General features: G+C 64.1%; 20 protein-coding genes. 18 read left to right on the top strand and 2 right to left on the bottom strand.

The window, feature by feature from the left end:
- The 3 genes from A9W95_RS15435 to A9W95_RS15425 all read left to right on the top strand — a co-directional run.
- Positions 1–1708, top strand: a 1708-nt coding sequence (locus A9W95_RS15435) for an ABC transporter ATP-binding protein (protein ID WP_156746225.1), incomplete at its 5' end; no start/stop codon positions are given.
- Positions 1705–3441 (top strand): ABC transporter ATP-binding protein, encoded by a 1737-nt coding sequence (locus tag A9W95_RS15430; RefSeq protein WP_067414278.1) that lies wholly within the window; start codon positions 1705–1707, stop codon positions 3439–3441. The genes A9W95_RS15435 and A9W95_RS15430, both read left to right, overlap by 4 nt.
- A gap of 86 nt (positions 3442–3527) precedes the next feature.
- On the top strand, positions 3528–4595 hold the full coding sequence (locus tag A9W95_RS15425) for a phosphotransferase family protein (RefSeq protein ID WP_067414285.1): 1068 nt from the start codon (positions 3528–3530) through the stop codon (positions 4593–4595).
- Between the two features lie 31 nt (positions 4596–4626).
- On the opposite strand, the gene A9W95_RS15420 is transcribed toward A9W95_RS15425, so the two are convergent.
- Positions 4627–5805, bottom strand: coding sequence for an acyl-CoA dehydrogenase family protein (locus A9W95_RS15420; RefSeq protein ID WP_067414275.1), 1179 nt, complete (start codon positions 5803–5805; stop codon positions 4627–4629).
- Positions 5806–5919: 114 nt separating this feature from the next.
- Between A9W95_RS15420 and fabG the strand changes: the two genes are divergently transcribed.
- From fabG to A9W95_RS15390, 6 genes are all read left to right on the top strand, one after another.
- Entirely contained in the window at positions 5920–6669 is a 750-nt protein-coding gene (gene fabG, locus A9W95_RS15415; protein WP_067414273.1) for a 3-oxoacyl-ACP reductase FabG, read from the top strand.
- Positions 6670–6681: 12 nt separating this feature from the next.
- Positions 6682–7899 carry an acetyl-CoA C-acetyltransferase gene (locus A9W95_RS15410; RefSeq protein WP_067414270.1) on the top strand — a complete coding sequence of 406 codons (1218 nt, stop codon included), beginning with the start codon at positions 6682–6684 and terminating at the stop codon, positions 7897–7899.
- Positions 7896–9095, top strand: a complete 1200-nt coding sequence (locus A9W95_RS15405; RefSeq protein ID WP_067414267.1) for a CoA transferase — start codon at positions 7896–7898, stop codon at positions 9093–9095. The genes A9W95_RS15410 and A9W95_RS15405 overlap by 4 nt, the downstream gene beginning before the upstream one ends.
- A gap of 19 nt (positions 9096–9114) precedes the next feature.
- The gene (locus tag A9W95_RS15400; protein ID WP_067414265.1) at positions 9115–10308 is read left to right on the top strand and encodes an acyl-CoA dehydrogenase family protein; all 1194 of its coding nucleotides are present in this window, start codon (positions 9115–9117) and stop codon (positions 10306–10308) included.
- A 2-nt stretch (positions 10309–10310) separates the two neighbouring features.
- Positions 10311–11003 carry a GntR family transcriptional regulator gene (locus A9W95_RS15395; protein WP_067414262.1) on the top strand — a complete coding sequence of 231 codons (693 nt, stop codon included), beginning with the start codon at positions 10311–10313 and terminating at the stop codon, positions 11001–11003.
- 67 nt (positions 11004–11070) lie between these two features.
- Complete coding sequence (locus tag A9W95_RS15390; protein ID WP_067414259.1) at positions 11071–11433, top strand: hypothetical protein; 363 nt, start codon at positions 11071–11073, stop codon at positions 11431–11433.
- Positions 11434–11481: 48 nt separating this feature from the next.
- On the opposite strand, the gene A9W95_RS15385 is transcribed toward A9W95_RS15390, so the two are convergent.
- Positions 11482–12279: a TetR/AcrR family transcriptional regulator gene (locus A9W95_RS15385; RefSeq protein ID WP_067414256.1), complete on the bottom strand. Its 798-nt coding sequence runs from the start codon at positions 12277–12279 to the stop codon at positions 11482–11484.
- Between the two features lie 142 nt (positions 12280–12421).
- On the opposite strand from A9W95_RS15385, the gene A9W95_RS15380 reads away from it, so the two are divergent.
- From A9W95_RS15380 to A9W95_RS15340, 9 genes are all read left to right on the top strand, one after another.
- On the top strand, positions 12422–13219 hold the full coding sequence (locus A9W95_RS15380; RefSeq protein ID WP_067414254.1) for an SDR family NAD(P)-dependent oxidoreductase: 798 nt from the start codon (positions 12422–12424) through the stop codon (positions 13217–13219).
- A gap of 22 nt (positions 13220–13241) precedes the next feature.
- Positions 13242–14249, top strand: coding sequence for a dihydrodipicolinate synthase family protein (locus A9W95_RS15375; RefSeq protein WP_067414251.1), 1008 nt, complete (start codon positions 13242–13244; stop codon positions 14247–14249).
- A gap of 110 nt (positions 14250–14359) precedes the next feature.
- Positions 14360–14632, top strand: coding sequence for a GlsB/YeaQ/YmgE family stress response membrane protein (locus A9W95_RS15370; protein WP_067414248.1), 273 nt, complete (start codon positions 14360–14362; stop codon positions 14630–14632).
- 152 nt (positions 14633–14784) lie between these two features.
- On the top strand, positions 14785–15621 hold the full coding sequence (locus tag A9W95_RS15365) for an enoyl-CoA hydratase (protein WP_067414282.1): 837 nt from the start codon (positions 14785–14787) through the stop codon (positions 15619–15621).
- A gap of 32 nt (positions 15622–15653) precedes the next feature.
- Positions 15654–16856, top strand: a complete 1203-nt coding sequence (locus tag A9W95_RS15360) for an amidohydrolase family protein (protein ID WP_067414246.1) — start codon at positions 15654–15656, stop codon at positions 16854–16856.
- Positions 16857–16858: 2 nt separating this feature from the next.
- On the top strand, positions 16859–18481 hold the full coding sequence (locus A9W95_RS15355) for an acyl-CoA synthetase (protein WP_067414244.1): 1623 nt from the start codon (positions 16859–16861) through the stop codon (positions 18479–18481).
- On the top strand, positions 18478–19308 hold the full coding sequence (locus A9W95_RS15350; RefSeq protein WP_067414241.1) for an amidohydrolase family protein: 831 nt from the start codon (positions 18478–18480) through the stop codon (positions 19306–19308). Before A9W95_RS15355 ends, A9W95_RS15350 begins: the two co-directional genes overlap by 4 nt.
- Positions 19309–19310: 2 nt before the next feature.
- Positions 19311–20375 (top strand): acyl-CoA dehydrogenase family protein, encoded by a 1065-nt coding sequence (locus A9W95_RS15345; protein WP_067414239.1) that lies wholly within the window; start codon positions 19311–19313, stop codon positions 20373–20375.
- A gap of 9 nt (positions 20376–20384) precedes the next feature.
- Entirely contained in the window at positions 20385–21578 is a 1194-nt protein-coding gene (locus tag A9W95_RS15340; protein ID WP_067414236.1) for an acyl-CoA dehydrogenase family protein, read from the top strand.

Genomic DNA, 21578 nt, shown 5'->3' with positions numbered 1-21578 from the left:
CTCCGGCATCTTGCAGGCGGTGGTCACGCTGGTGCAGCTGGCGCCGTTCGTGTTGCTGGTCGAATTGGCGCGGCTCCTTATTTCGGGTGCCGACGAGGCGCAGCTGTGGAACGTGGGGATCGCGGCCATCTCGTTGCTGGGGTTGGGCACCCTGCTGGGAGCCGCGCTTACGCTCTGGCTGCACGTCGTTGACGCCAGATTCGCGCGCGATCTGCGATCGAGCTTGTTGGGCAAGCTTTCTCGGCTGCCGCTGGGGTGGTTCACCGCGCGCGGCTCGGGGTCCATCAAGGCTTTGGTCCAAGACGACACACTGTCCCTGCACTACCTGGTCACCCATGCCATACCCGACGCCGTCAACGCGATTGTGGCGCCGGTGGCCGTACTGGTCTATCTGTTCATCGTCGATTGGCGGGTGGCGCTCGTACTGTTCGGACCGGTGTTGGTGTACTTGGTGACATCCTCGGCGCTGATGATTCAGTCCGGCCCGCGGATCGCTCAGTCACAGAAATGGGCCGAGAAGATGAACAGCGAAGCCGGTGCTTATCTCGACGGCCAGCCGGTGATCAGGGTCTTCGGCGGTGCCGCGGCGTCGAGCTTCCGGCGAAGCCTCGATGAATACATCGGGTTCCTCGTCGCCTGGCAGCGTCCGCTCGCCGGCAAGAAGACCATGATGGACCTGGCCACTCGGCCGTCCACCTTCCTGTGGCTCATTGCCGTCACCGGTACCTTGCTGGTTGTGACACACCGGATGGATCCGGTCAACTTGCTGCCGTTCCTGTTGCTGGGCACCACATTCGGGGCCCGCCTGCTCGGCATCGCCTACGGTGTAGGCGGTATTCGCGGAGGCACGCTCGCCGCTCGACGCCTCCAGATTGCCCTCACCGAGCCAGAGCTGCAGGTGCGCGAGCAAGGCGCCGGGTCGACAGCCGATTCGTCGGCCACGGTGGTGTTCGAGCGTGTCACCTTCGGTTACCGCCCCGGCGCCCCGGTGATCCACGACGTGTCGCTGCAACTGCGTGCGGGCACGGTCACCGCGCTCGTCGGCCCGTCTGGATCGGGGAAGTCCACGCTTGCCGCCCTGTTGGCGCGCTTCCACGATGTGGAGGAGGGCTCGATCCGCATTGATGGACAAGACATTCGGTCCTTGACCGCCGACGAGCTCTATAGCCGAGTGGGCTTTGTGCTGCAGGAAACCCAACTGGTGCACGGCACCGTCGCGGAGAACATCGCCCTAGCGGTTCCCGATGCCACCATCGATCAGATACAGGCTGCGGCCCGAGAGGCGCAGATCCACGAGCGGATCCTGCGGATGCCGCAGGGATACGATACCGTCCTCGGCGCAAATGCCGCGCTATCCGGTGGGGAACGCCAACGCCTCACCATTGCCCGTGCCATCCTCGCGGACACGCCCGTGTTGATCCTCGACGAGGCCACCGCATACGCCGACCCGGAGTCGGAATACCTTGTCCAACAGGCGCTCAACCGGCTTGCGCAAGACCGCACCGTGCTGGTGATCGCTCACCGGCTGCACACCATCACTCGAGCCGACCAGATCATCGTGCTCGACCACGGCCGCATCGTCGAACGGGGTACCCACGACCAGTTGGTCGCCGCGGACGGGCGCTACCGCCGGCTCTGGGAAACCGGCCAGCACAACGGTCTTCGTCAGCCGGTGGCCGCCAGCGCGGGTCAGGACGGTGCCCGATGATCCGGACCTGGATACAGCTGGTGCCGCCAGAACACCGAGCCAAGGTCAACACCTACGCCGCATTGGCGTTCTCATCCGTCATCGTGCGAGCGGTGGCCACCGTGCTGCTCGTCCCGCTGATCGGTGCTTTGTTCAGCGACACCCCGCAGCGGGCGCTGGCGTGGCTGGGTTGGCTCACCCTCGCCACAGTCATCGGCTGGATCATCGACACCACGACGGCTCGTATCGGATTCGATCTTGGCTTCGCGGTTTTAGACCACACCCAGCACGACGTTGCCGATCGGCTCCCCGATGTCCGGCTGAATTGGTTCACCACAGACAACGCCGCGACGGCACGGCAGGCGATTGCCTCTACCGGTCCAGAACTCGTCGGCCTGGTGGTGAATTTGCTGACGCCGTTGGTGACGGCGATTCTGTTACCGGCGGTCATTGCGCTGGCGTTGCTGACCATCTCGTGGCAGCTGGGGGCGGCCGCCCTGGCCGGGGTGCCGTTGCTGCTCGGTGCGTTGTGGGCCTCGGTACGCCTGTCCCGACGTGCCGATTCCGCGGCGGGAGAAGCAAACACCACGCTCACCGAACGGATCATCGAGTTCGCGCGCACCCAGCAGGCGTTACGAGCCGCTCGCCGAGTCGAGCCGGCGCGCAGCATGGTGGGCACCGCCCTCAACGCTCAGCATGGCGCGACGATGCGGCTGCTGGGAATGCAGATTCCGGGACAGTTGCTGTTCAGCATCGCCAGCCAGCTGGCTCTCATCGTGCTTGCCGGCGCCACCGCGGCACTGACCGTCGGCGGCACCCTGACCGTGCCCGCTGCCGTCGCGCTGATCGTTGTGATGGCCCGCTACCTCGAACCCTTCACCACCGTCAGCGAGCTGGCGCCGGCCTTGGAAAGCACCCGCGCAACACTCGACCGGATTCGCGCGGTGCTGACCGCACCCACGACCGACGCGGGGGCCGGCGCACTCCACTACGGCGGTACCGACCCAAGCATCGAATTCGATGACGTAACTTTCAGTTACGACGGCAGCAGCCCCGTGCTCGACGGTGTCAACTTCACCTTGCGGCCGGGTAGTGCGACAGCCATCGTCGGACCTTCGGGATCCGGCAAGAGCACCATCTTGTCGCTGATTGCGGGACTGCACCAGCCAACCCGTGGTCGAGTACTCGTCGACGGGGTCGATTTGGCGACACTCGATGCGGATTCACGACGAGAAGTGGCCAGTGTCGTCTTCCAGCACCCCTACCTTTTCCACGGAACCATCCGGGAGAACATCTTGGCCGGCGATCCGCGGGCCGACGAGGCGCGCATGGCGCGCGCCATCCGACTATCGCGGGTCGACGAACTCACCGGCCGCCTTCCCGCCGGTGCGGAGACGATCGTCGGTGAAGCCGGCTCGGCCCTGTCCGGCGGCGAGCGGCAGCGCGTCAGCATTGCCCGAGCGCTGCTCAAAGGCGCTCCGATACTGCTCGTGGACGAGGCGACGAGTGCGTTGGACAACGAGAATGAGGTCGCGGTGGTGGACGCGCTCACCGCCGAGCCGCAGGTGCACACCAGGGTCGTCGTCGCCCACCGGTTGGCCAGCATTCGACATGCCGACCGGGTTCTCTTCGTCGACGACGGTCGGGTGGTGGAAGACGGTTCCATCGACGAATTACTCAGTGCAGGCGGCCGATTCAGTGATTTCTGGCGACAGCAACACGAGGCCGCCGAATGGCGCATCTGTACCGGATAGCTCCCGTCGACCGAAACTCATCCGGTATGGCCTACAGTCGGTGAGTTGGCCGTACCGACTCGTGGTGGAGGCGCGCCGTGACTGCCCTGGCTTCTATTCCCCGGTTTCCCGGCGATGTGACGCCCGCGTGGCTTGGACGCGTCCTCAGCGACCGCTGCACACCGGTCAAAGTAGCGCAGGTCGACGTCGCCGCCATAGGTACCGGACAAACTGGCGCCACCTATCGGGTATCTGCGACATACACCGGTGACGCCGGGAATCTGCCGGACACCTTCGTCATCAAACTGCCGGCGCACGACGACACCGTACGCGACCGGGTGACTATCGGTTACCGCAGCGAATGCTCGTTCTACACTTCCGTGATCGACCGGGTCCGGGTTCCGGCGCCGCACTGCTACTACTGCGAAATCTCCGACGACGCCCTCGATTTCGCCTTGCTGCTCGGTGATCAAGCCCCCGCGGTGCAGGGCGATCAGCTGGCCGGATGCGGTGAGCAGGAAGCGGGGTTGGCCGTCGTTGCCCTGGCGGGCCTACACGGGCCCAGCTGGTGTGACCCTTCCTGGCTGGACCTGCCCGGTATCGCGTTTCCACTGCCGGACGAGGCGTCCGCCATGGGCTTGGGCGAAGTGGCCAAGATGAGTGCCGCCATCACGCTGGAGAAGCTGGGCGACCGCATGAGTGATGACGATCGCGAAACATTCATCACCACAATGAATTCGATTGCCCCGTGGCTGCGCGCCGAGCCGCATCGATTCTCTTTGCTGCACGGCGACTATCGTCTGGACAACCTGCTCTTCAACCCAGACGGCACGCGGGTCACCGTGGTGGACTGGCAGACGCTGGGCATCGGCCTTCCGGCACGGGACCTGGCGTACTTCACCGCGACGAGTCTGGACTCGGCATTGCGCGCCGCCGTCGAGAAGGACCTGGTGACTGACTACCACAGGGCCTTGACCGAGCATGATGTGAGCGGCTACGACCTCGAGACGTGCTGGCGCGATTATCGTCTCGGCATGCCGCAGGCGCTGTTGATTTCCGCGCTCGGCTTCGCCTTCGCGACGTCGACCGAGCGCGGCGACGACATGGTGCTGACCATGCTTCGCCGCGGGTGCCAGGCGATTCGCGAGCTGGCGACATTGGAATTGATCGATTGAGCCGCGCTCAGTCGTTCGGCGGCGGCTAGCGCTAAAGCGCGCGCTGTGCCGCCTTGACCAGATTCGATCCGATGATCAGTTGCTGGATCTCGCTGGTGCCCTCATACAACCGCAGCAGTCGAACGTCGCGGTAGATGCGCTCGACCGGGACGCCGCGCATGTAGCCGCTGCCGCCGTGCACCTGCACTGCGAGATCGGCGACTTTGCCCGCCATTTCGGTGCAGAACAGTTTGGCCGCTGACGGCGCGATCCGCCGGTCTTCGTTCGAGACCCATAGCCGGGCGGCTTCCCGCACCAGCGCGCGGCCGGCCATGACCTGGGTCTGCTGGTCGGCCAGCATCGCCTGCACCAACTGAAAACTGCCGATCGGCACACCGCCTTGCGTTGCGGTTGCCGCGTAGGTGAGGGACTCGTCCAGCGCGCGTTGCGCCGCGCCCACCGCAATGGCCGCGATATGAATCCGGCCGCGCGCGAGGGACGTCAGCGCCGCTCGGTAGCCGATGTCTTCGCTGCCGCCGATCAGCGCCGTGTCGTCGACGCGAACATCGGCGAAGTTCACGTCGGCAGTCCAGGCGCCTTCCTGGCCCATCTTGGCGTCCTTGGCGCTCACTTCGACGCCGGCGGCATCGGCAGGCACCAGGAATACCGCGATGCCCGAACCCTGGTCGTCGGCGGGGCGAGTGCGGGCGAAGACCACGAACAGGTTTGCGACCGGCGCGTTGGTGATGAATCGCTTCTCGCCGGAAATAACCCAATCGTTCTGGTCGCGAACAGCTTTCGTCCGCAGGCCTGCCGGGTTGGATCCGGCGCCGGGCTCGGTGAGCGCGAACGAAGCGACGACGTCACCGGCGGCCATGGACTCCAGCCAGCGCGCCTTCTGCTCGTCGGTGCCGAAGCCGACCAGCACCTGTCCGGCGATGCCGTTGTTGGTGCCGAACATCGACCGCACCGCCAACGAGGTGTATCCCAACTCCATGGCCAGCTCGACGTCCTGAACCAGGTTCAAGCCCAGCCCACCCCACTGCTGTGGGATGGCGTATCCGAATAGGCCCATCTTCTTGGCTTGGTCTCGCAGGTCGTCGGGCACCCGATCCTCGGCAAGTATTTCCTGCTCCCGCGGGACCACTGCGGTGCGCACGAAGTGCCGGGTTTGGGCCAGGATGTCGCGGAAATCGTCGTCGGCGACCTCGGTTACCTCAGCGGTTGTCATCAATGAGCTCCTCTGCAAGTCGTCCGCTGCTAGGGCGCGCCTCCGACCGGATCCTATATGAAATACGATATTCGACGGTTCGAACTCGGTCGGGCCAGGGACAGTGAGGGGTGCGTGATAGAGGTGTCGTTGCTCAACGGTCAAACCGCGGTGATCACCGGCGGTGCACAAGGCCTCGGACTGGCCATCGCAGAACGATTCATCGCCGAGGGCGCTCGGGTGGTACTGGGTGACCTCAATCTCGAGGCCACCCAAGCCGCTGCCAAGCAGCTCGGCGGTGACGACGTAGCGCTGGCGGTGCGCTGCAATGTGACCCAGGCCGACGAGATGCAGGCACTGATTCAGACCGCCGTCGACCGATTCGGCTCTCTGGACATCATGGTCAACAACGCCGGAATCACCCGCGACGCCACCATGCGCAAGATGACCGAGGAACAGTTCGACCAAGTCATCGACGTGCACTTGAAGGGAACATGGAACGGCACCCGTCTGGCCGCGGCGATCATGCGCGAGAACAAGCGCGGCGCCATCGTCAACATGTCGTCGGTCTCAGGCAAGGTCGGAATGATCGGTCAGACCAATTACTCAGCAGCCAAGGCCGGAATCGTGGGCATGACCAAGGCCGCCGCCAAAGAGCTTGCTTACCTGGGCATTCGGGTCAACGCCATCGCTCCCGGGTTGATTCGTTCCGCGATGACCGAAGCGATGCCCCAGCGCATCTGGGACTCGAAGGTAGCCGAGATTCCGATGGGCCGCGCCGGTGAGCCGCGCGAGGTCGCCAGCGTCGCACTGTTCCTGGCGTCCGACCTATCGTCCTACATGACCGGAACCGTCATGGATGTCACTGGCGGCCGGCACATCTAGGTGGTACATCGCATGCGAGAAGCCGTCATCTGCGAACCCGTGCGGACACCGATCGGCCGCTACGGTGGAATGTTCAAGTCGTTGAGCGCCGGCGACCTCGCCGTCGCCGCCCTGCGGGGGCTCCTCGAACGAACCGGCCTTGCCCCCGAGGCGGTGCAAGACGTCATCCTCGGGCACTGCTATCCCAGCAGTGAAGCGCCGGCCATCGGGCGGGTGGTGGCCCTGGATGCCGGCCTACCGGTGACCGTGCCCGGTATGCAGCTAGACCGTCGGTGCGGGTCGGGTCTGCAAGCGGTCATCCAGGCCTGCCTGCAGGTCAGCGCCGGCGATAACGACGTCGTCATCGCCGGCGGCTGCGAAAGTATGAGCAACGTCCCCTTCTACTCCACCGACATGCGTTGGGGGGCGGCACGATCCGGCGTACGCGTACACGACGGACTAGCGCGGGGGCGCACCACCGCCGGCGGGCGCCACCACCCCGTTCCCGGGGGCATGCTCGAGACCGCGGAGAACCTGCGCCGCCAGTACGGGATCTCGCGCCAAGAACAAGACGAGTTGGCGGTGCGCTCACACCATCGCGCGGTGGCGGCGCAGAAGGATGGCATTCTGGCCGAGGAAATAATTCCCGTTGCGGTAGCCACCCGGCACGGTGATGACCTGATCGACACCGACGAACATCCGCGGGCCGACACCACGATCGAGTCGCTGGGAAAGCTGAAACCGGTTCTGGTAAAAGATGATCCGGAAGCCACCGTCACCGCCGGCAACGCCAGCGGTCAAAACGACGCCGCGGCAATGTGTATCGTCACCACACCGGACAAAGCCGCCGAGCACGGGTTGACACCGTTGGTGCGCATGGTGTCCTGGGCATCAGCGGGCGTAGCGCCCAACATCATGGGCATTGGACCGGTGCCCGCCACCGACGTCGCGCTCGGCAAAGCCGGCTTGAAATTGAGCGACATGGATCTGATCGAGTTGAACGAGGCGTTCGCCGTTCAAGCCCTCGCGGTGATGCGGGAATGGCACTTCGGTGCCGCCGACCACGAACGCACCAACGTCCACGGCTCCGGTATCTCTTTGGGCCACCCGGTCGGTGCGACCGGCGGACGCATGCTGGCCAGTCTGGCGCGTGAGCTCGATCGCCGGCAGGCACGGTACGGATTGGAAACCATGTGCATCGGCGGCGGTCAAGGGCTCGCTGGGGTCTTCGAGCGGGTCACGCCGGCGTGACCAGTCTCGGACTGCCTCTGGCCGGCCTCACTGTTGTCGAGGTATCGAGCTTCGTCGCCGCACCTTTGTGCGGCTTGACTCTGAACCAACTTGGCGCACAGGTGATCCGGATCGACCCGATCGGTGGAGCCTCCGACGTGCAGCGGTGGCCGCTGGCGGCGAGCGGCACGTCAATCTATTGGACCGGCCTGAACAAGGGGAAGCTTTCGGCGACCATCGATCTGCGCTCGACCGACGGCCAACACTTGGTGCAGCGGCTGATCGCCGAAGGCGACGGCATCGTCGTCACCAATACCGCCTTGCCCTGGCTGGGTCACGACGTGTTGGCGGGCAAGCGTTCCGACGTGATACTCGTGCAGCTGCTCGGCCGCGGCGACGGCTCCACCGGAGTCGACTACACGGTGAACGCGGCGACTGGTTTCCCGCTCGTCACCGGCCCGGTTGATCATGACGGTCCGGTCAATCATGTGCTGCCGGCCTGGGACGTCTGTTGCGGCCTGTACGCCGCGCTCGCTGTCGTCGCCGCGGTCCGGCGCCGAGAGCAATCGGGTGTGGGGGCACGGGTGCGCCTGGCATTGGAAGACGTCGCGTTGGCCACGGCGGGGAACCTGGGATGGTTGACCGAGCCTCAGGTGAACGGAACCCAACGACAGCGATTGGGCAACGCCATCTATGGCCAGTACGGCCAGGACTTCGTCAGTCGCGACGGAGCCAGGTTCATGGTGGTCACCTTGACCGGCCGGCACTTCCGCGATCTGGTCGAGGTGACGGGCACCGGGGCGGCGGTTTCGGCTTTGGCCGAGGCGCTGGGCGTCGACTTCGCGGGCGAGGGCGACCGGTACCGCTACCGCGACGTCCTCTCCGGCTTGTTCGCCACTTGGTTCACCGATCACACGGCCGACGAGATCACTGCGGCGCTATCCGGGACCACCGTCTTGGTTGAGCGTTACCGAACCTTCGCGCAGACCGCGCAAGACCCTAAAGTCGTTGCCAACAAGCTGTTTTCCCCGCTAGATCAACCCGGCGTCGGTGAGTATCTGGCTCCCGGCCTGCCCGCTGAGTTCGACGGCGCTCACCCGCGCAGCGGCCCGGCACCGGCTCTGGGGCAAGACACCGCCGACATCCTCAGCCAGTACCTCGGGTTGACCGAACCCGACATCGCTCGCTTGACGAGCGCCAACACGATTGCCTGTTGAGCCGGAAAGGGAGCAGCCGATGACCAGACTTGCCCAGACACTTGGCCTGACCGAGTTTCAGACCGAGATAATCGCGACGGTACGTCAATTCGTCGAGAAGGAGATCATTCCCAACGCGCCGCAGTTGGAGCGCTCCGACACCTACCCGCAGGACATCGTCGACCAGATGCGCGACATGGGACTGTTCGGTTTGATGATCCCGCAGGAATACGGCGGCCTCGGGGAGTCGCTGCTCACCTACGCGCTGTGTGTGGAAGAACTTGCGCGTGGCTGGATGAGCGTGTCGGGTGTGCTCAACACGCACTTCATCGTGGCGTACATGCTGCGTCAGCATGGCACCGACGCGCAGAAGCAGCGCTTCTTACCTCGCATGGCCGCAGGCGAGGCGCGTGGCGCATTCTCGATGTCCGAACCGGAGTTGGGCTCGGATGTCGCCGCCATCCGGACGCGCGCACAGCGAGAATCCGATGGCACCTACGTCATCAACGGACAAAAAATGTGGCTGACCAACGGCGCCACTTCGACTCTGGTCGCGGTGCTGGTGCGCACCGATGAAGGCTCGGACAAGCCGCACCGCAATCTGACCGCATTCCTGGTCGAGAAGCCGGTCGGGTTCGGGGAGGTGGCGCCGGGGTTGGTGATTCCGGGCAAGATCGACAAACTCGGCTACAAGGGAATCGAAACAACGGAATTCATCTTCGACGGCTACCGAGCCGGCGCCGACGACATCCTCGGCGGAACCCCTGGGAAAGGCTTTTTCCAGATGATGGACGGGATCGAGGTAGGCCGGGTCAACGTGTCGGCGCGCGCGTGCGGCGTCGCCGTCCGAGCCTTCGAGTTGGCGGTCCGTTATGCCCAGCAACGGCACACCTTCGGTCGGCCTATCGCCGAGCATCAAGCCATTGCGTTCCAACTGGCCGAGATGGCGACCAAAGTAGAAGCGGCGCACCTGATGATGGTCAACGCGGCGCGGCTCAAAGACTCCGGCGAACGCAACGACGTTGCGGCTGGGATGGCGAAATACCTTGCGAGCGAATACTGCACCGAAGTGACCCAGCAGAGCTTCCGGATCCATGGCGGCTACGGGTACTCCAAGGAGTACGAGATCGAGCGGCTGATGCGCGACGCGCCGTTTCTGCTGATCGGCGAGGGCACCAGCGAAATTCAAAAGTCGATCATCAGCAAGCGATTGCTCGCCGAATACCAGGTTTGATTATGACCGTTCCGGATTTCGCTGCGCGACCCCAACTTTCCGACGATGTCGCGCGCTTCATCCGCCGGCGGATATTCGACGGCACCTACGCTGCAGGGTCCTACGTCCGACTGGACCAATTGGCCGCCGAGCTGGGCATCAGTGTCACCCCCGTACGGGAGGCGCTCTTCGCGTTGCGCGGGGAAGGCTTGATCGCCCAACAACCCCGGCGGGGTTTCATGGTGTTGCCGGTGACCGGTCGTGACGTCACCGATGTGGCGAATGTGCAAGCGCACGTCGGGGGCGAACTCGCGGCACGGGCCGCGCTCAACATCAGCGAAGAGCAACTCCGTGAACTCAAGGAGATCCAGGCCGAACTCGAGGACGCCTATGCCGCTGACGGTGACGAGCGGACGGTGCGGCTCAACCACCAATTCCACCGGGCCATCAATGTCGCCGCAGAATCTCCGAAACTCGCCCAGCTGATGTCGCAGATCACCCGCTACGCACCGGAATCGGTGTTTCCCGCCATCGAAGGCTGGCCCGAACAATCGATGAGGGATCATCGCCGCATCCTGTCCGCATTGAAGAAGCGCGACGCCGACCTCGCCCGGGCGGCGATGTCTGAACATCTTGCCGCGGGGGCCGTTCCGTTGATCGACCACCTCACCGCGCGTGGGGTGGTCGTCGATGCGGGTCCTTCGACGGCTGACTAGCTGTTGTATCTCGAGTCCGCCTGGACATAGGCTGCCATGTCAAGGGGGCAACACAGATCGAGGAGACATGCCCCGAAAGCTTCGCGCAGCGGCGACGTTGGTTGCGTCGGTAGTGGCGATTGCCTGCGCGCCGCCGGCCGGTGCCGAACCCCTGGACGAAATTCCCGGCAACGGAGTCTTCCTCGTCGGTCCTGACATCGCCCCGGGCCTGTACCACACGGGTGGGTCAGGTTCGAACTGGACGGTGTGGATCAACGATGTGCCGACCCAAGACTCCATGTGTTCCTGGTTCACCTACAGCACCCCGGACGCGAGCAGGGATCATGTCCTGCAAACGAATACCTCCGTCGGTCCGATGTATGCCAACGTCAACACCGCGGTAAAAGCATTCGAGTCACAGAACTGCCAACCCTGGACGCGGGTGCCCTGAGTACACCGCAGTTGCCAAGCGGCACGGGCCGTTCCGTCCGTAAAGGACTTACCGTGACGGTGCCGTTTTACGCGCGCGCGACGTGACCGCCTTTGCCGTCTTGCGTTGCCGGGCCGGCGACGACTTCGCTTTCGGTCCCGACTGGTTGCCCTTTTCGATCAGCCGGCTGGCGTGGTCGAGGATGCATTCCAGCCCAAACTCGAAGTTCGTCTCATCAGGGGTCGCAATGCGATGCCCCTTACCGGTCACCTGGGCGATCAGCGGGGTGGTCTGCGGATCAATGGCCACAGCGTCCTCGATCCCGCGCGGTTCATTGTCAGCCGAGAGGTTTTTCTCGTAAAGGCGGTGCAGCACAACCGATCCGCGTACGTGAACCGACACGGCTGAGTACGTGTCAAAGGCGTCCTCGGGAGACAACCCCGCCTCCACCAGGTTGGCGATCGCGCGCTCCATCTCAAGTGCACCCAGGCGGGCCGCCTTAGGGCCGAGCGCCGCGCGGATCAAGATCAGATCGCACAGGATCGGATTGCCCAGGAACGTCTTGCGCATGGACCGAGCATGATTGCCCAACGTTTCGCGCCAATCGCTGGCTTCCACATATGGAGTGGCGAAGACGTACTTGCTCAACGCGCGGTCCGTCATCGCATTGAGCAGATCGTCCTTCTTGCGGAAATACCAGTAGATGCTGGTGACTCCCACGCCGAGATGTTTGCCCAGTAGCGGCATGCTCAAGTTGTCGATCGACACTTGCTCGGCCAGTTCGAAGGCGCCACTGATGATGTCGTCGGGGTTGATGGATCCGCGTTCGCGGCGCTGACGCTTCCCTGCGGTCGCCTGCTTCGCCACTGCCGGGCACCTCCATCAACATCGGCCCCGCCTGGGGTTTTCGTCTGCTACTGTAATACCTATCGTAGGCTTTTTGGTATCCGCCGCTGCGCAAGCGAAACATGACCGGGCGCAAGCCATCGGGTCAGCCACACATTAGGCCATGGACCTAGGTCTGGCGAACGCCGCCGCAGTGGTGGTCGGTGGTAGCCGTGGCATGGGGTTAGCCACGGCCCGTTGCCTTGCCGACGACGGCGCCCGAGTCGCGATCGTAGGCCGCTCGCCGGACGCCCTCGACGCCGCGGTGGCCGACCTCACCGACCGAGGCAGCCGGGATGCGTTTGGCATCGCCGCCGACATCCGCGACGCACCGATGGTCGAGAAGGTCTTCGCCGAAGTCGGCGAACGCTGGGGCGGTGAACTCAACGTACTGGTCAATACGGTCGGTCCCGGGGCTGCCGGCAGCTTCGAAGATCTGAGTGACGACCAGTGGCACCAATCGGTCGACGACGGAGTGCTGGGCATGGTGCGTTGCGTGCGAGCGGCTCTTCCCTTGCTGCGCAAGGCCGAATGGGCTCGGATCGTCAACTTCTCGGCCCATTCGACGCAGCGGCAAAGCGTCCTGTTGCCGGCTTACACCGCCGCGAAGGCAATGGTGACCAGCGTCTCCAAGAATCTCTCGCTGCTACTGGCCAAGGACGAAATCTTGGTCAACGTGGTGTCCCCCGGCAGCATCGCCTCCGAGTCGCTGGTCGGCTGGGCCAATTCGGTCGGCGTCGACGGCAACGACCCGTACCGCTTGATGGAGGCGATCGACGAGCATTTCGGGCATCCGGCGCAAATGCCGCGTGCCGGCCTGCCGGAGGAAATCGGCCCTGTCGCCGCATTTCTCGTGTCACGACGCAACTCCTACATGACCGGAGCCAATATCAACGTCGACGGCGGCTCGGACTTCACCTGAGCGCCTTGAGAACGGAGGCAACATGGCAACTGCCGGTGAGGCACGTGCTTGGGCGCGCCACGCGTTACGGGGGATTGGCGACTCGCTGTATACGCCGTTCTGTGGCACCGACGGCGACGACATCGACTGGGACGCTTACCGCACCTTGGTGCGCTACTGCGTCGGTGACCTCGGCCACCCAATGTTGTGGTGTACCAGTGGAATAGCCGAGTTCTGGGCGTTGACCATCGACGAGCGCAAGCGCTTGCTCGAGGTCGCCATCGAGGAGGGACGGCGCACCAACCCAGACGTTGTGGTGCAAGCCTGTACCTCGGCGATGACGGCCAAGGACTGTCTGGAATTGACGCTGCACGCCCAGCAGGCCGGTGCCGAGATCGCTTACCTCCAAACGCCGATGATGGAGACCCACGGCGGTGTCGGGGCATTGCGATTCTTCTCCTACATCGCCGCGCGCACCGACATCGCGCTGGGCATGTTCAACTCGCCCTCGTCGGGCTACGTCCTGACGCCGGCAGAGAGCGCCCGCATCTATGACGAGGTTCCTGCCGTGTGCGCCACCAAGGAGGGCGCTTTTCGACCCGAAAGCAGTAGGCGCTTGCATGAGCTGGCGCCGGAATTGGTGGTCTGGGAATGCGACAAGACGGTGTATCGCGCCGGATGGCTGCGGGCGGGCATCGTATGTCCCGCCCAGCTGGGCACTGCCGGGTATCTGTTCGAGACGCCGGAGCGGCGACTATTTTCCGAGTACTGGGAATTGATCTACAACGACAAGTTGCTCGAAGCCATGGACTATGGACGAGAATCAGGCCTCGACCAATTCGATCTGGATCTGGGCTCGTGGTGGACGTGCTACCCGGGACGACCGGACTACTTCACCCATTGGGGCGGCGCCTTCAAGTACTGCGCGTCGGTGCTCGGCCTGCCGATCGGCGAGTATCCGCATTCTCGACCGCCACAGGCAGAACTGCCGGCCGAAGCAAAAGCCCAGATCACCTCGGCTTATCGACGACTCGGACTCATCGACGCCTAGGCCGGCGCCGGCAAGCACGATTACCGGCACCATAGGGCGGGCATACCGGTATTCATCACGGTTGCTCGGAATCTCGAGCACCGCGACTGACTGCTAGGAAAGGACCAAACATGCTCACTCTCGGTATCATCGGCTGGATCATCATCGGGGGCCTGGCCGGCTGGATCGGCAGCAAAATCATGAGAACGGACGCCCAGATGGGTCTGGTCCTCAACATCGTCGTCGGCATCGTCGGCGGGTTGATCGGCGGATTCCTGCTGCGCGGCTTTGGCGTAGACGTCGCCGGCGGCGGATTGCTGTTCTCCTTCCTGACCTGTCTGCTCGGCGCGGTCATCCTGCTCGCGATCGTCAAGCTGGTGACCCGTAACCGAGTGTCTCGCTGACAACCTGACCTGAAGGCGCACGCCCCGGTCGGGGCGTGCGCCTTCACCGTTTCTGCGCCTGCCCCAGTGCCCATCTGCCGAAGGCAGTACCGTTAGGTATACAGTATGGGTTCGAAGTGAGGCCGCGGATCGGGTTGGGCGAGGAGGTCGGCATGAGCGCCGCCGACGCCGAGGACACAGTGCTCTACGAGGCCACGTCCACCGGGGTCGCGGTACTGACCTTCAATCGGCCGGACCGACTCAACGCTTGGGGCCCCGATATCGCGGCGGGCTTCTACGCGGCAATCGATCGCGCCGAAGCTGACCCGGCCATCCGGGTCATAGTGGTGACCGGTCGAGGTCGAGGTTTTTGCGCCGGGGCATACCTGGGGTCACCGGAATCGGCGGCCGGCTACCAAGAAACGATGGACAAAGCAGGCAAGACCAACCTGGCCGACCTGGTCGGGGAACGCCCGCCCCACTTCGTCACCATGCTGCGTAAACCGGTGATCGCAGCTATCAATGGGGCTTGCGTCGGCATTGGTCTGACTCAAGCCCTGATGTGTGATGTTCGATTTGCGGCCGCGGACGCCAAGTTCGCCGCGGTCTTCGCCCGCCGCGGGCTGATCGCCGAATTCGGTATCTCGTGGATTCTGCCCCGATTGACCAGTTGGGCAGTGGCCCTTGATCTTCTGTTGAGCGGTCGTACTTTCATGGCCGACGAGGCGGCGAAGCTTGGTCTCGTCAAAGAGGTCGTGGCACCGGGTGACCTGATGCCTCGAGCGATGCAGTATGCCGAGGACATGGCGCAAAACTGCTCGCCCACCGCAATGGCCGTGATCAAGCAGCAGGTCTACGCCGATGCCACGCGTGACGTGGTCGAAGCCACCGCCCGCGCCGAAGACCTGTTGCACGAGGCGATGCCACGACCCGATGTCATCGAAGGAATCGTGAGCTTCCTGCAAAAGCGCCCACCACAGTTCCCCGCCCTCACCTCGAACGAGGCTTAGCGTTCGCCGGCGCACACCCGGAAAGGATCACCATGAGCACTTTGGGGTATCAGGCGATTGACGTCGACAACCATTATTACGAGCCGCTGGACGCCTTCACGCGGCATCTGGACAAGAGATTTCGCCGGCGCGGCATTCAGATGGTCAGCGACGGTCGGCACACCCAGGTGATCATCGGTGACCGGGTCAACCGCTTCGTCCCCAACCCGACATTCGACCCGATCATCGTTCCGGGATGTTTGGATCTGTTGTTTCGCGGCGAGATCCCCGACGGCGTCGACCCCGCGTCGCTCATGAAGGTCGAACGCTTGCCCGACCATCCCGAGTATCAGAACCGCGAAGCGCGGATCGCCGTCATGGACACCCAGAACATCGAAACGGCTTTCATGTTGCCCACTTTCGGTTGCGGCGTCGAGGAAGCACTCAAGCACGATGTCGACGCCACCATGGCATCGCTTCATGCCTTCAACATGTGGCTCGATGAGGATTGGGGTTTCGATCGGCCGGACCATCGCATCATCTCCGCACCCATGATTTCCTTGGCCGATCCGGACAAGGCTGTCGAGGAGGTGGAATTGGTGTTGGCGCGCGGCGCGAAACTCGTCCTGGTACGACCGGCGCCGGTTCCCGGAGTGGTCAAGCCACGCTCGTTGGGCCACGCCAGCCACGATCCGGTGTGGGCCCGGTTGGCGGAGGCGGGCGTGCCGGTGGGCTTTCATCTCAGTGACAGCGGCTACCTGCAAGTGGCGGCGATGTGGGGCGGCATGTCGACATTCGAGGCCTTCGGCGGATCGAACCCGTTGGACCAAGTGCTGGTCGACGACCGTGCGATTCACGACACAATGGCTTCGATGATCGTCGACGGCGTCTTCACCCGTCATCCGACGTTGAAAGCCGTCAGCATCGAAAACGGGTCGTACTTCGTGTACCGGTTGGCCAAACGCCTGAAGAAGGTGGCCAACAATCACCCTCGGCTATTTCCCGAAGATCCGGTCGAGCAGTTGAAGCACAATGTGTGGATCGCGCCATATTACGAGGACGACCTTCCCGCGCTGGCCGAGATGATCGGTGTCGACCGGATTCTGTTCGGGTCGGACTGGCCGCACGGAGAAGGCCTCGAGTCGCCGCTGTCGTTCGTCGATGAGCTACCCGGGTTCGCTGCGGAAGACGTCCGAAAAGTCATGCGCGACAACGCCTTGAACCTGCTCGGTGTGACGGTGACGTCGGTGGCTTAGCCATGCCCGAGTGGACCATCGGCGCCGTCTTGGACGCCATCGCCGACATCGTAGGAGACCGCACCATGACGGTGTGCGGCTCGCGGCGAAGCACGTTCGCCCAGTCGGCCGAAAGGTCGGGCCGACTCGCGTCCTTCCTCACCGACAATGGATTCGGGGTGGCACGTGCCCGCGCCACCCTCAATCGCTGGGAGTGCGGCCAAGACCGCGTCGCGCTCGTCATGTTCAACGACCTCTATCCCGACATGGTCATCGGCTGCCTCAAAGCGCGCGTGGTGCCGGTCAACGTCAACCACCATTATTCGCCCCGCGAGGTTCGCGACCTGTTGCGCTACGTCGGGCCGCGAGGCATCATCTTCCACCGGTCGCTGGGGTCGCGTTTCGCCGAGGTGCTGTCTTGCGCAGGTGCCGAATTGCTGATCTCGGTCGACGACGGCAGCGTCGAGGCCGAACTACCGCAAGCCATTCCGCTCGACGATGCGTTAGCAGCCGGTCACCTACGCCGCAAGGTTGCCGGTTCGCCTGACGACCTGATCATGATGTGCACCGGAGGCACGACGGGTCGTCCCAAGGGCGTGTTGTGGCGGCAGGCCGACATGTACGTGGCGGCGATGGTGGGAGCCGATCACACCGACGTCAGCGAAATTCACCGCAAGGTCCGCGGCGGCGGCCAGCCTTGGTTCGCCGTATCGCCACTGATGCATGCCGCGGGGATGTGGACGGCGTTCTCGGCGTTCCTAAGTGGCGTGTCGGTGATCTTGTACGACGACCGCCACAAGCTCGATGCCCGCTCGGTGTGGTCGACGGCGGAGCGGGAACGGGTCGGCATGATCACGATGGTGGGAGACGCCTATGCCGGGCCGCTGGTCGCCGAGCTGCGCACGCATCGCTACGAGTTGTCCGCGCTGCAATCCATCGGGACAGGGGGTGCGGCCACGAACGCGAAGCACAAACGAACGCTGATGGAGTGCCTGCCGCAGATCACGATCGTCGAAGGCTACGGTTCGTCGGAAACCGGGAACATGGCGTTCGGCCACAGTCGTGCCGGGACGGCGAGTGAGACCTTCGTGCCCCGGCTGGGAGCGACCGTCGTCTCCGCTGACCGCACCAAATTCCTGCAGCCCGGTGACTCCGAAATCGGTTGGGCGGCACGGAGCGGGCGAATCCCGCTGGGCTACTTCAACGACGCCGACGCTACCGAGCGGACCTTCCCCGAGGTGGAAGGCCAGCGCGTCGTCATTCCCGGCGATCGGGCCCGCGTGGAACGCGACGGCACGATTCGGTTGCTGGGCCGGGATTCTCTGGTCGTTAACACCGGTGGTGAGAAGGTCTTCGTCGAAGAGGTCGAAGAGGTGCTGCGCGCACACCCCGGCGTGATGGACGCGCTCGTGGTCGGCCGGCCCAGTGAGCGTTGGGGTCAGGAAGTTGTCGCGCTCGTCGCCGCCCGCGCCGGTACCAGCGCCGACGAAGGACTTCTGCACGCCTTATGCACTTCGCAGCTGGCGCACTTTAAAGTGCCCAAGGCGTTCGTCTTCGTCGACCATATCCAGCGGCTGGGCAACGGAAAGCCGAACTACCGATGGGCTAGACAGGCAGCCGCGGGACAGGTCAAGGAATCCGTATGACACACCGGGTGATCGACTGCCTCATCAATGTGCACTTCGGCGAGGCTGACAACCAACCGGCCTGGATGCGCAAGGTCAAGGACGACTACTTCAAGAGACCCGAGTCGATGTTCGCCCCGGTCGACCTGTCCGAGCTGCTGGACGAGATGGACGCTCATGGCGTTCATAAAGCCATCCTCATGGACAACCTGGCCCATCCGTCCACCACGGCACGGAAGTTCGTCGAAGCCAAGCCGGACCGGTTCGCCCTGGCGATGGGCGGGGTCAACCTACTGCGCCCGGTGCGGCCGCTACGAGAACTCAGCGCGGTTGCCACCGACTTGCCCGTCGCGTATGCCGTAGTGGGACCGAGCTTTTGGGGTGACGGCCAATATCCGCCCAGCGACGCGGTGTACTACCCGCTGTACGCCAAATGTGCAGAGATCGGCCTGCCACTGTGTATCAATACCGGCATCCCCGGGCCGCCGATCCCCGGGGAGGTGCAGCATCCGATGCATCTGGACCGGGTGTGCGTCCGCTTTCCTGAGTTGAGACTGTGCATGATTCACGGCGCGGACCCGTGGTGGGACGTAGCGATTCGGCTCTTGCTCAAATACGACAACCTGCGCATCATGACATCGGCGTGGTCACCCAAGCGACTGCCGGATACCCTGCTGCACTACATGCGGACGCGCGGCAAGACGAAGGTCATCTTCGCCTCGGACTGGCCGGTATTGACCCTGCACCGGGTGGTGCCCGAAGCCCAGGCGCTCGATCTGCCCCCCGAGGCGCTGGACAACTATCTGTACCGCAACGCCCAAGATTTCTTCTTCGAACAGGAGCATTGAGGATGGACCGCTTTGAGTTGCGCAGGCTGGACTACAGCCTGTCCGACGATCACATCGCTGTGCAAAACGCCTATCAGCAGTTCTTCAAGACCCATTGCCCGATCGACATTGTTCGTGCCGCAGAGCCGTCCGGATACGACAAGAATTTGTGGGAGCGATTGTGTGCCATGGGCGCTACCACGATGGCGCTGCCGGAGTCCGCCGGCGGCGACGGCGCGACGTTGGTTGATTTGACGTTGGTGGCCGAGGAGATCGGCCGGTGCCTGGCGCCAGTTCCCTGGATCGATCACGTCTGTGCCGCGCGATTGTTGCACCGACTGGGAGCGTCGGGAGATCACCTTGCCGCAGTGGCCCAAGGCGAACAGATCGCTGGTCTGGATGTCCGATTGGACCCCGCCCCGGGTGCTCGGCTGGTGCCCACCGGATCGATCGCCGAACACGTCATCATCCGCGACGGCGACCAGGTCGTCGGGCTGACTTTCCCCACCCGACCCGCCAAGGTCGACAACATCGGCCGACTGCCGATGGCGTGGGTGGATCCAGACGCCGCGTACTCCCGCACCGTCTTAGGCCAGGGACCCGAAGCGCTAGCGAATTTCGACCGGGCTCTTGACGAATGGCGACTGCTCATCGCCGCCGCGCTGGTAGGTCTGGTGGAGGAGACGATGACCATCGCGGCGGAATTCGCCAAGACGCGTTACACGCTCGGGGTGCCGATCTCTACCCTGCAGGGCATCTCGCATCCGTTGGCCAACATGGCCATCACCGTGCAAGGCGGGCGCAACCTGGCGCGCCGGGCCGCGTGGTTCCTCGAGTACGAGCCCGCGGAACGGCCCGAATTGGCGCCCTCGGCGTTCGTCTTCATGGCCGAGGAAGCAGCCAAGGCGGCCACCATGGCCGTGCATATCCAGGGCGGGCTTGGTGTGTCGGCCGAAGCCGCCGCAACGGCCTACCTGGTCCGCGCCCGAGGATGGCCGCTGGCCGGCGGTGATCCCGGAGCTAGTGCGCAGCGGATCGCCGACATCGTGACCGCGCGAGAAAGTGCACTCGCGGCGGCACGAGTGTAGGGCGACGCGATGGACTTCTCCCGAGTCGAATTGTCCGACGCGGACCGGGCTTTCCAAGCCGAGGCACGCCGCTTTCTGGCCACTCATGTCACCGATGAGGTGTTACGCCACGATCGCGAGACCGGTGACAATTTCAACGAGGAGCTGCACTTGAAGTTGGGCGCCGCGGGTTATCTGGAGAAGGAGTGGAAGCCCGAATCCGAGGGTGGATTCACTCGGGTGCGCCGACGGATATGGGAGCTTGAGAAGCGGCGGGCGCAGGTACCGTGGGTGACCTGGGGAACCACCGCCATGGTGGCGCGCTCGGTGGCCAAGTTCGGTGTACCCGAGTTGAGAGACGTGGTGCTGCAAGGGGTGTTCAGCGGTCACGTCCGTCTCTGTCTGGGCTACACCGAGCCCGAAGGCGGCTCGGACATCGCAACTTGTAAGACCCGCGCGGTGCGCGACGGTGACAGTTGGCTGATCAACGGCTCGAAGATGTTCACTACAGGGGCGCACAACTGCCAGTATGTATTTCTCATCACCAATACCGATCCGAGCGCACCGAAACACAAGAGCCTCACCATGTTTCTTGTTCCGCTCGACTTGCCGGGCATCGAGATTCAAGGAATCCGCACGGTGGATGGCGACCGCACCAACATTGTCTACTACAGCGACGTACGCGTCGATGACAAGTACCGGCTGGGCGAGGTGAACGGGGGCTGGACCGTGCTGCGCGAGCCGCTCAACGTCGAGCACGGCGCGGTGGCCGCGGCGCCCGATGGGCTGCAGGACACGTCGATCATGATGCACCAGGCCGGGTCGATGACTCTGGCGGTCGATCAGGCCGCCGCACGTGTGGGACAAGGGGATCCGCAGGGCCGTCGATTGATCGACGATCGGTCGGTGGCATATCGCTTGGGTCGCAGCGCCGCGCGGATGGAAGCGGCCCTTTCTGCGCCCAGCATCTTCGGCCGGGTGGCTATCGCGCAGACCATGCGCGACATTTCCCCGGACTTGATGGACCTGCTCGGGGAAGCCTCGGCGCTGCCGTTCGGCACCGACGCCGCCGCGGACAACGGCGCCGCGGAGTACGTCTATCGGTTCGCCCCCTTGGTCGGCATCTACGGCGGCACCTTGGAAGTGTTCCGCAACATGATTGCGCAATACGTTCTGGGCCTGGGGAAGCCGAGCTACTCGCCGCCGGCTAAGCGGGCGTCGTGA

This window comes from Mycobacterium sp. 1423905.2 (assembly GCF_001673155.1).
Taxonomy (GTDB): Bacteria; Actinomycetota; Actinomycetes; order Mycobacteriales; family Mycobacteriaceae; genus Mycobacterium.
The sequence above is the reverse complement of the archived record's forward strand: the minus strand, read 5'-3'. Positions and strand labels throughout refer to the sequence as shown.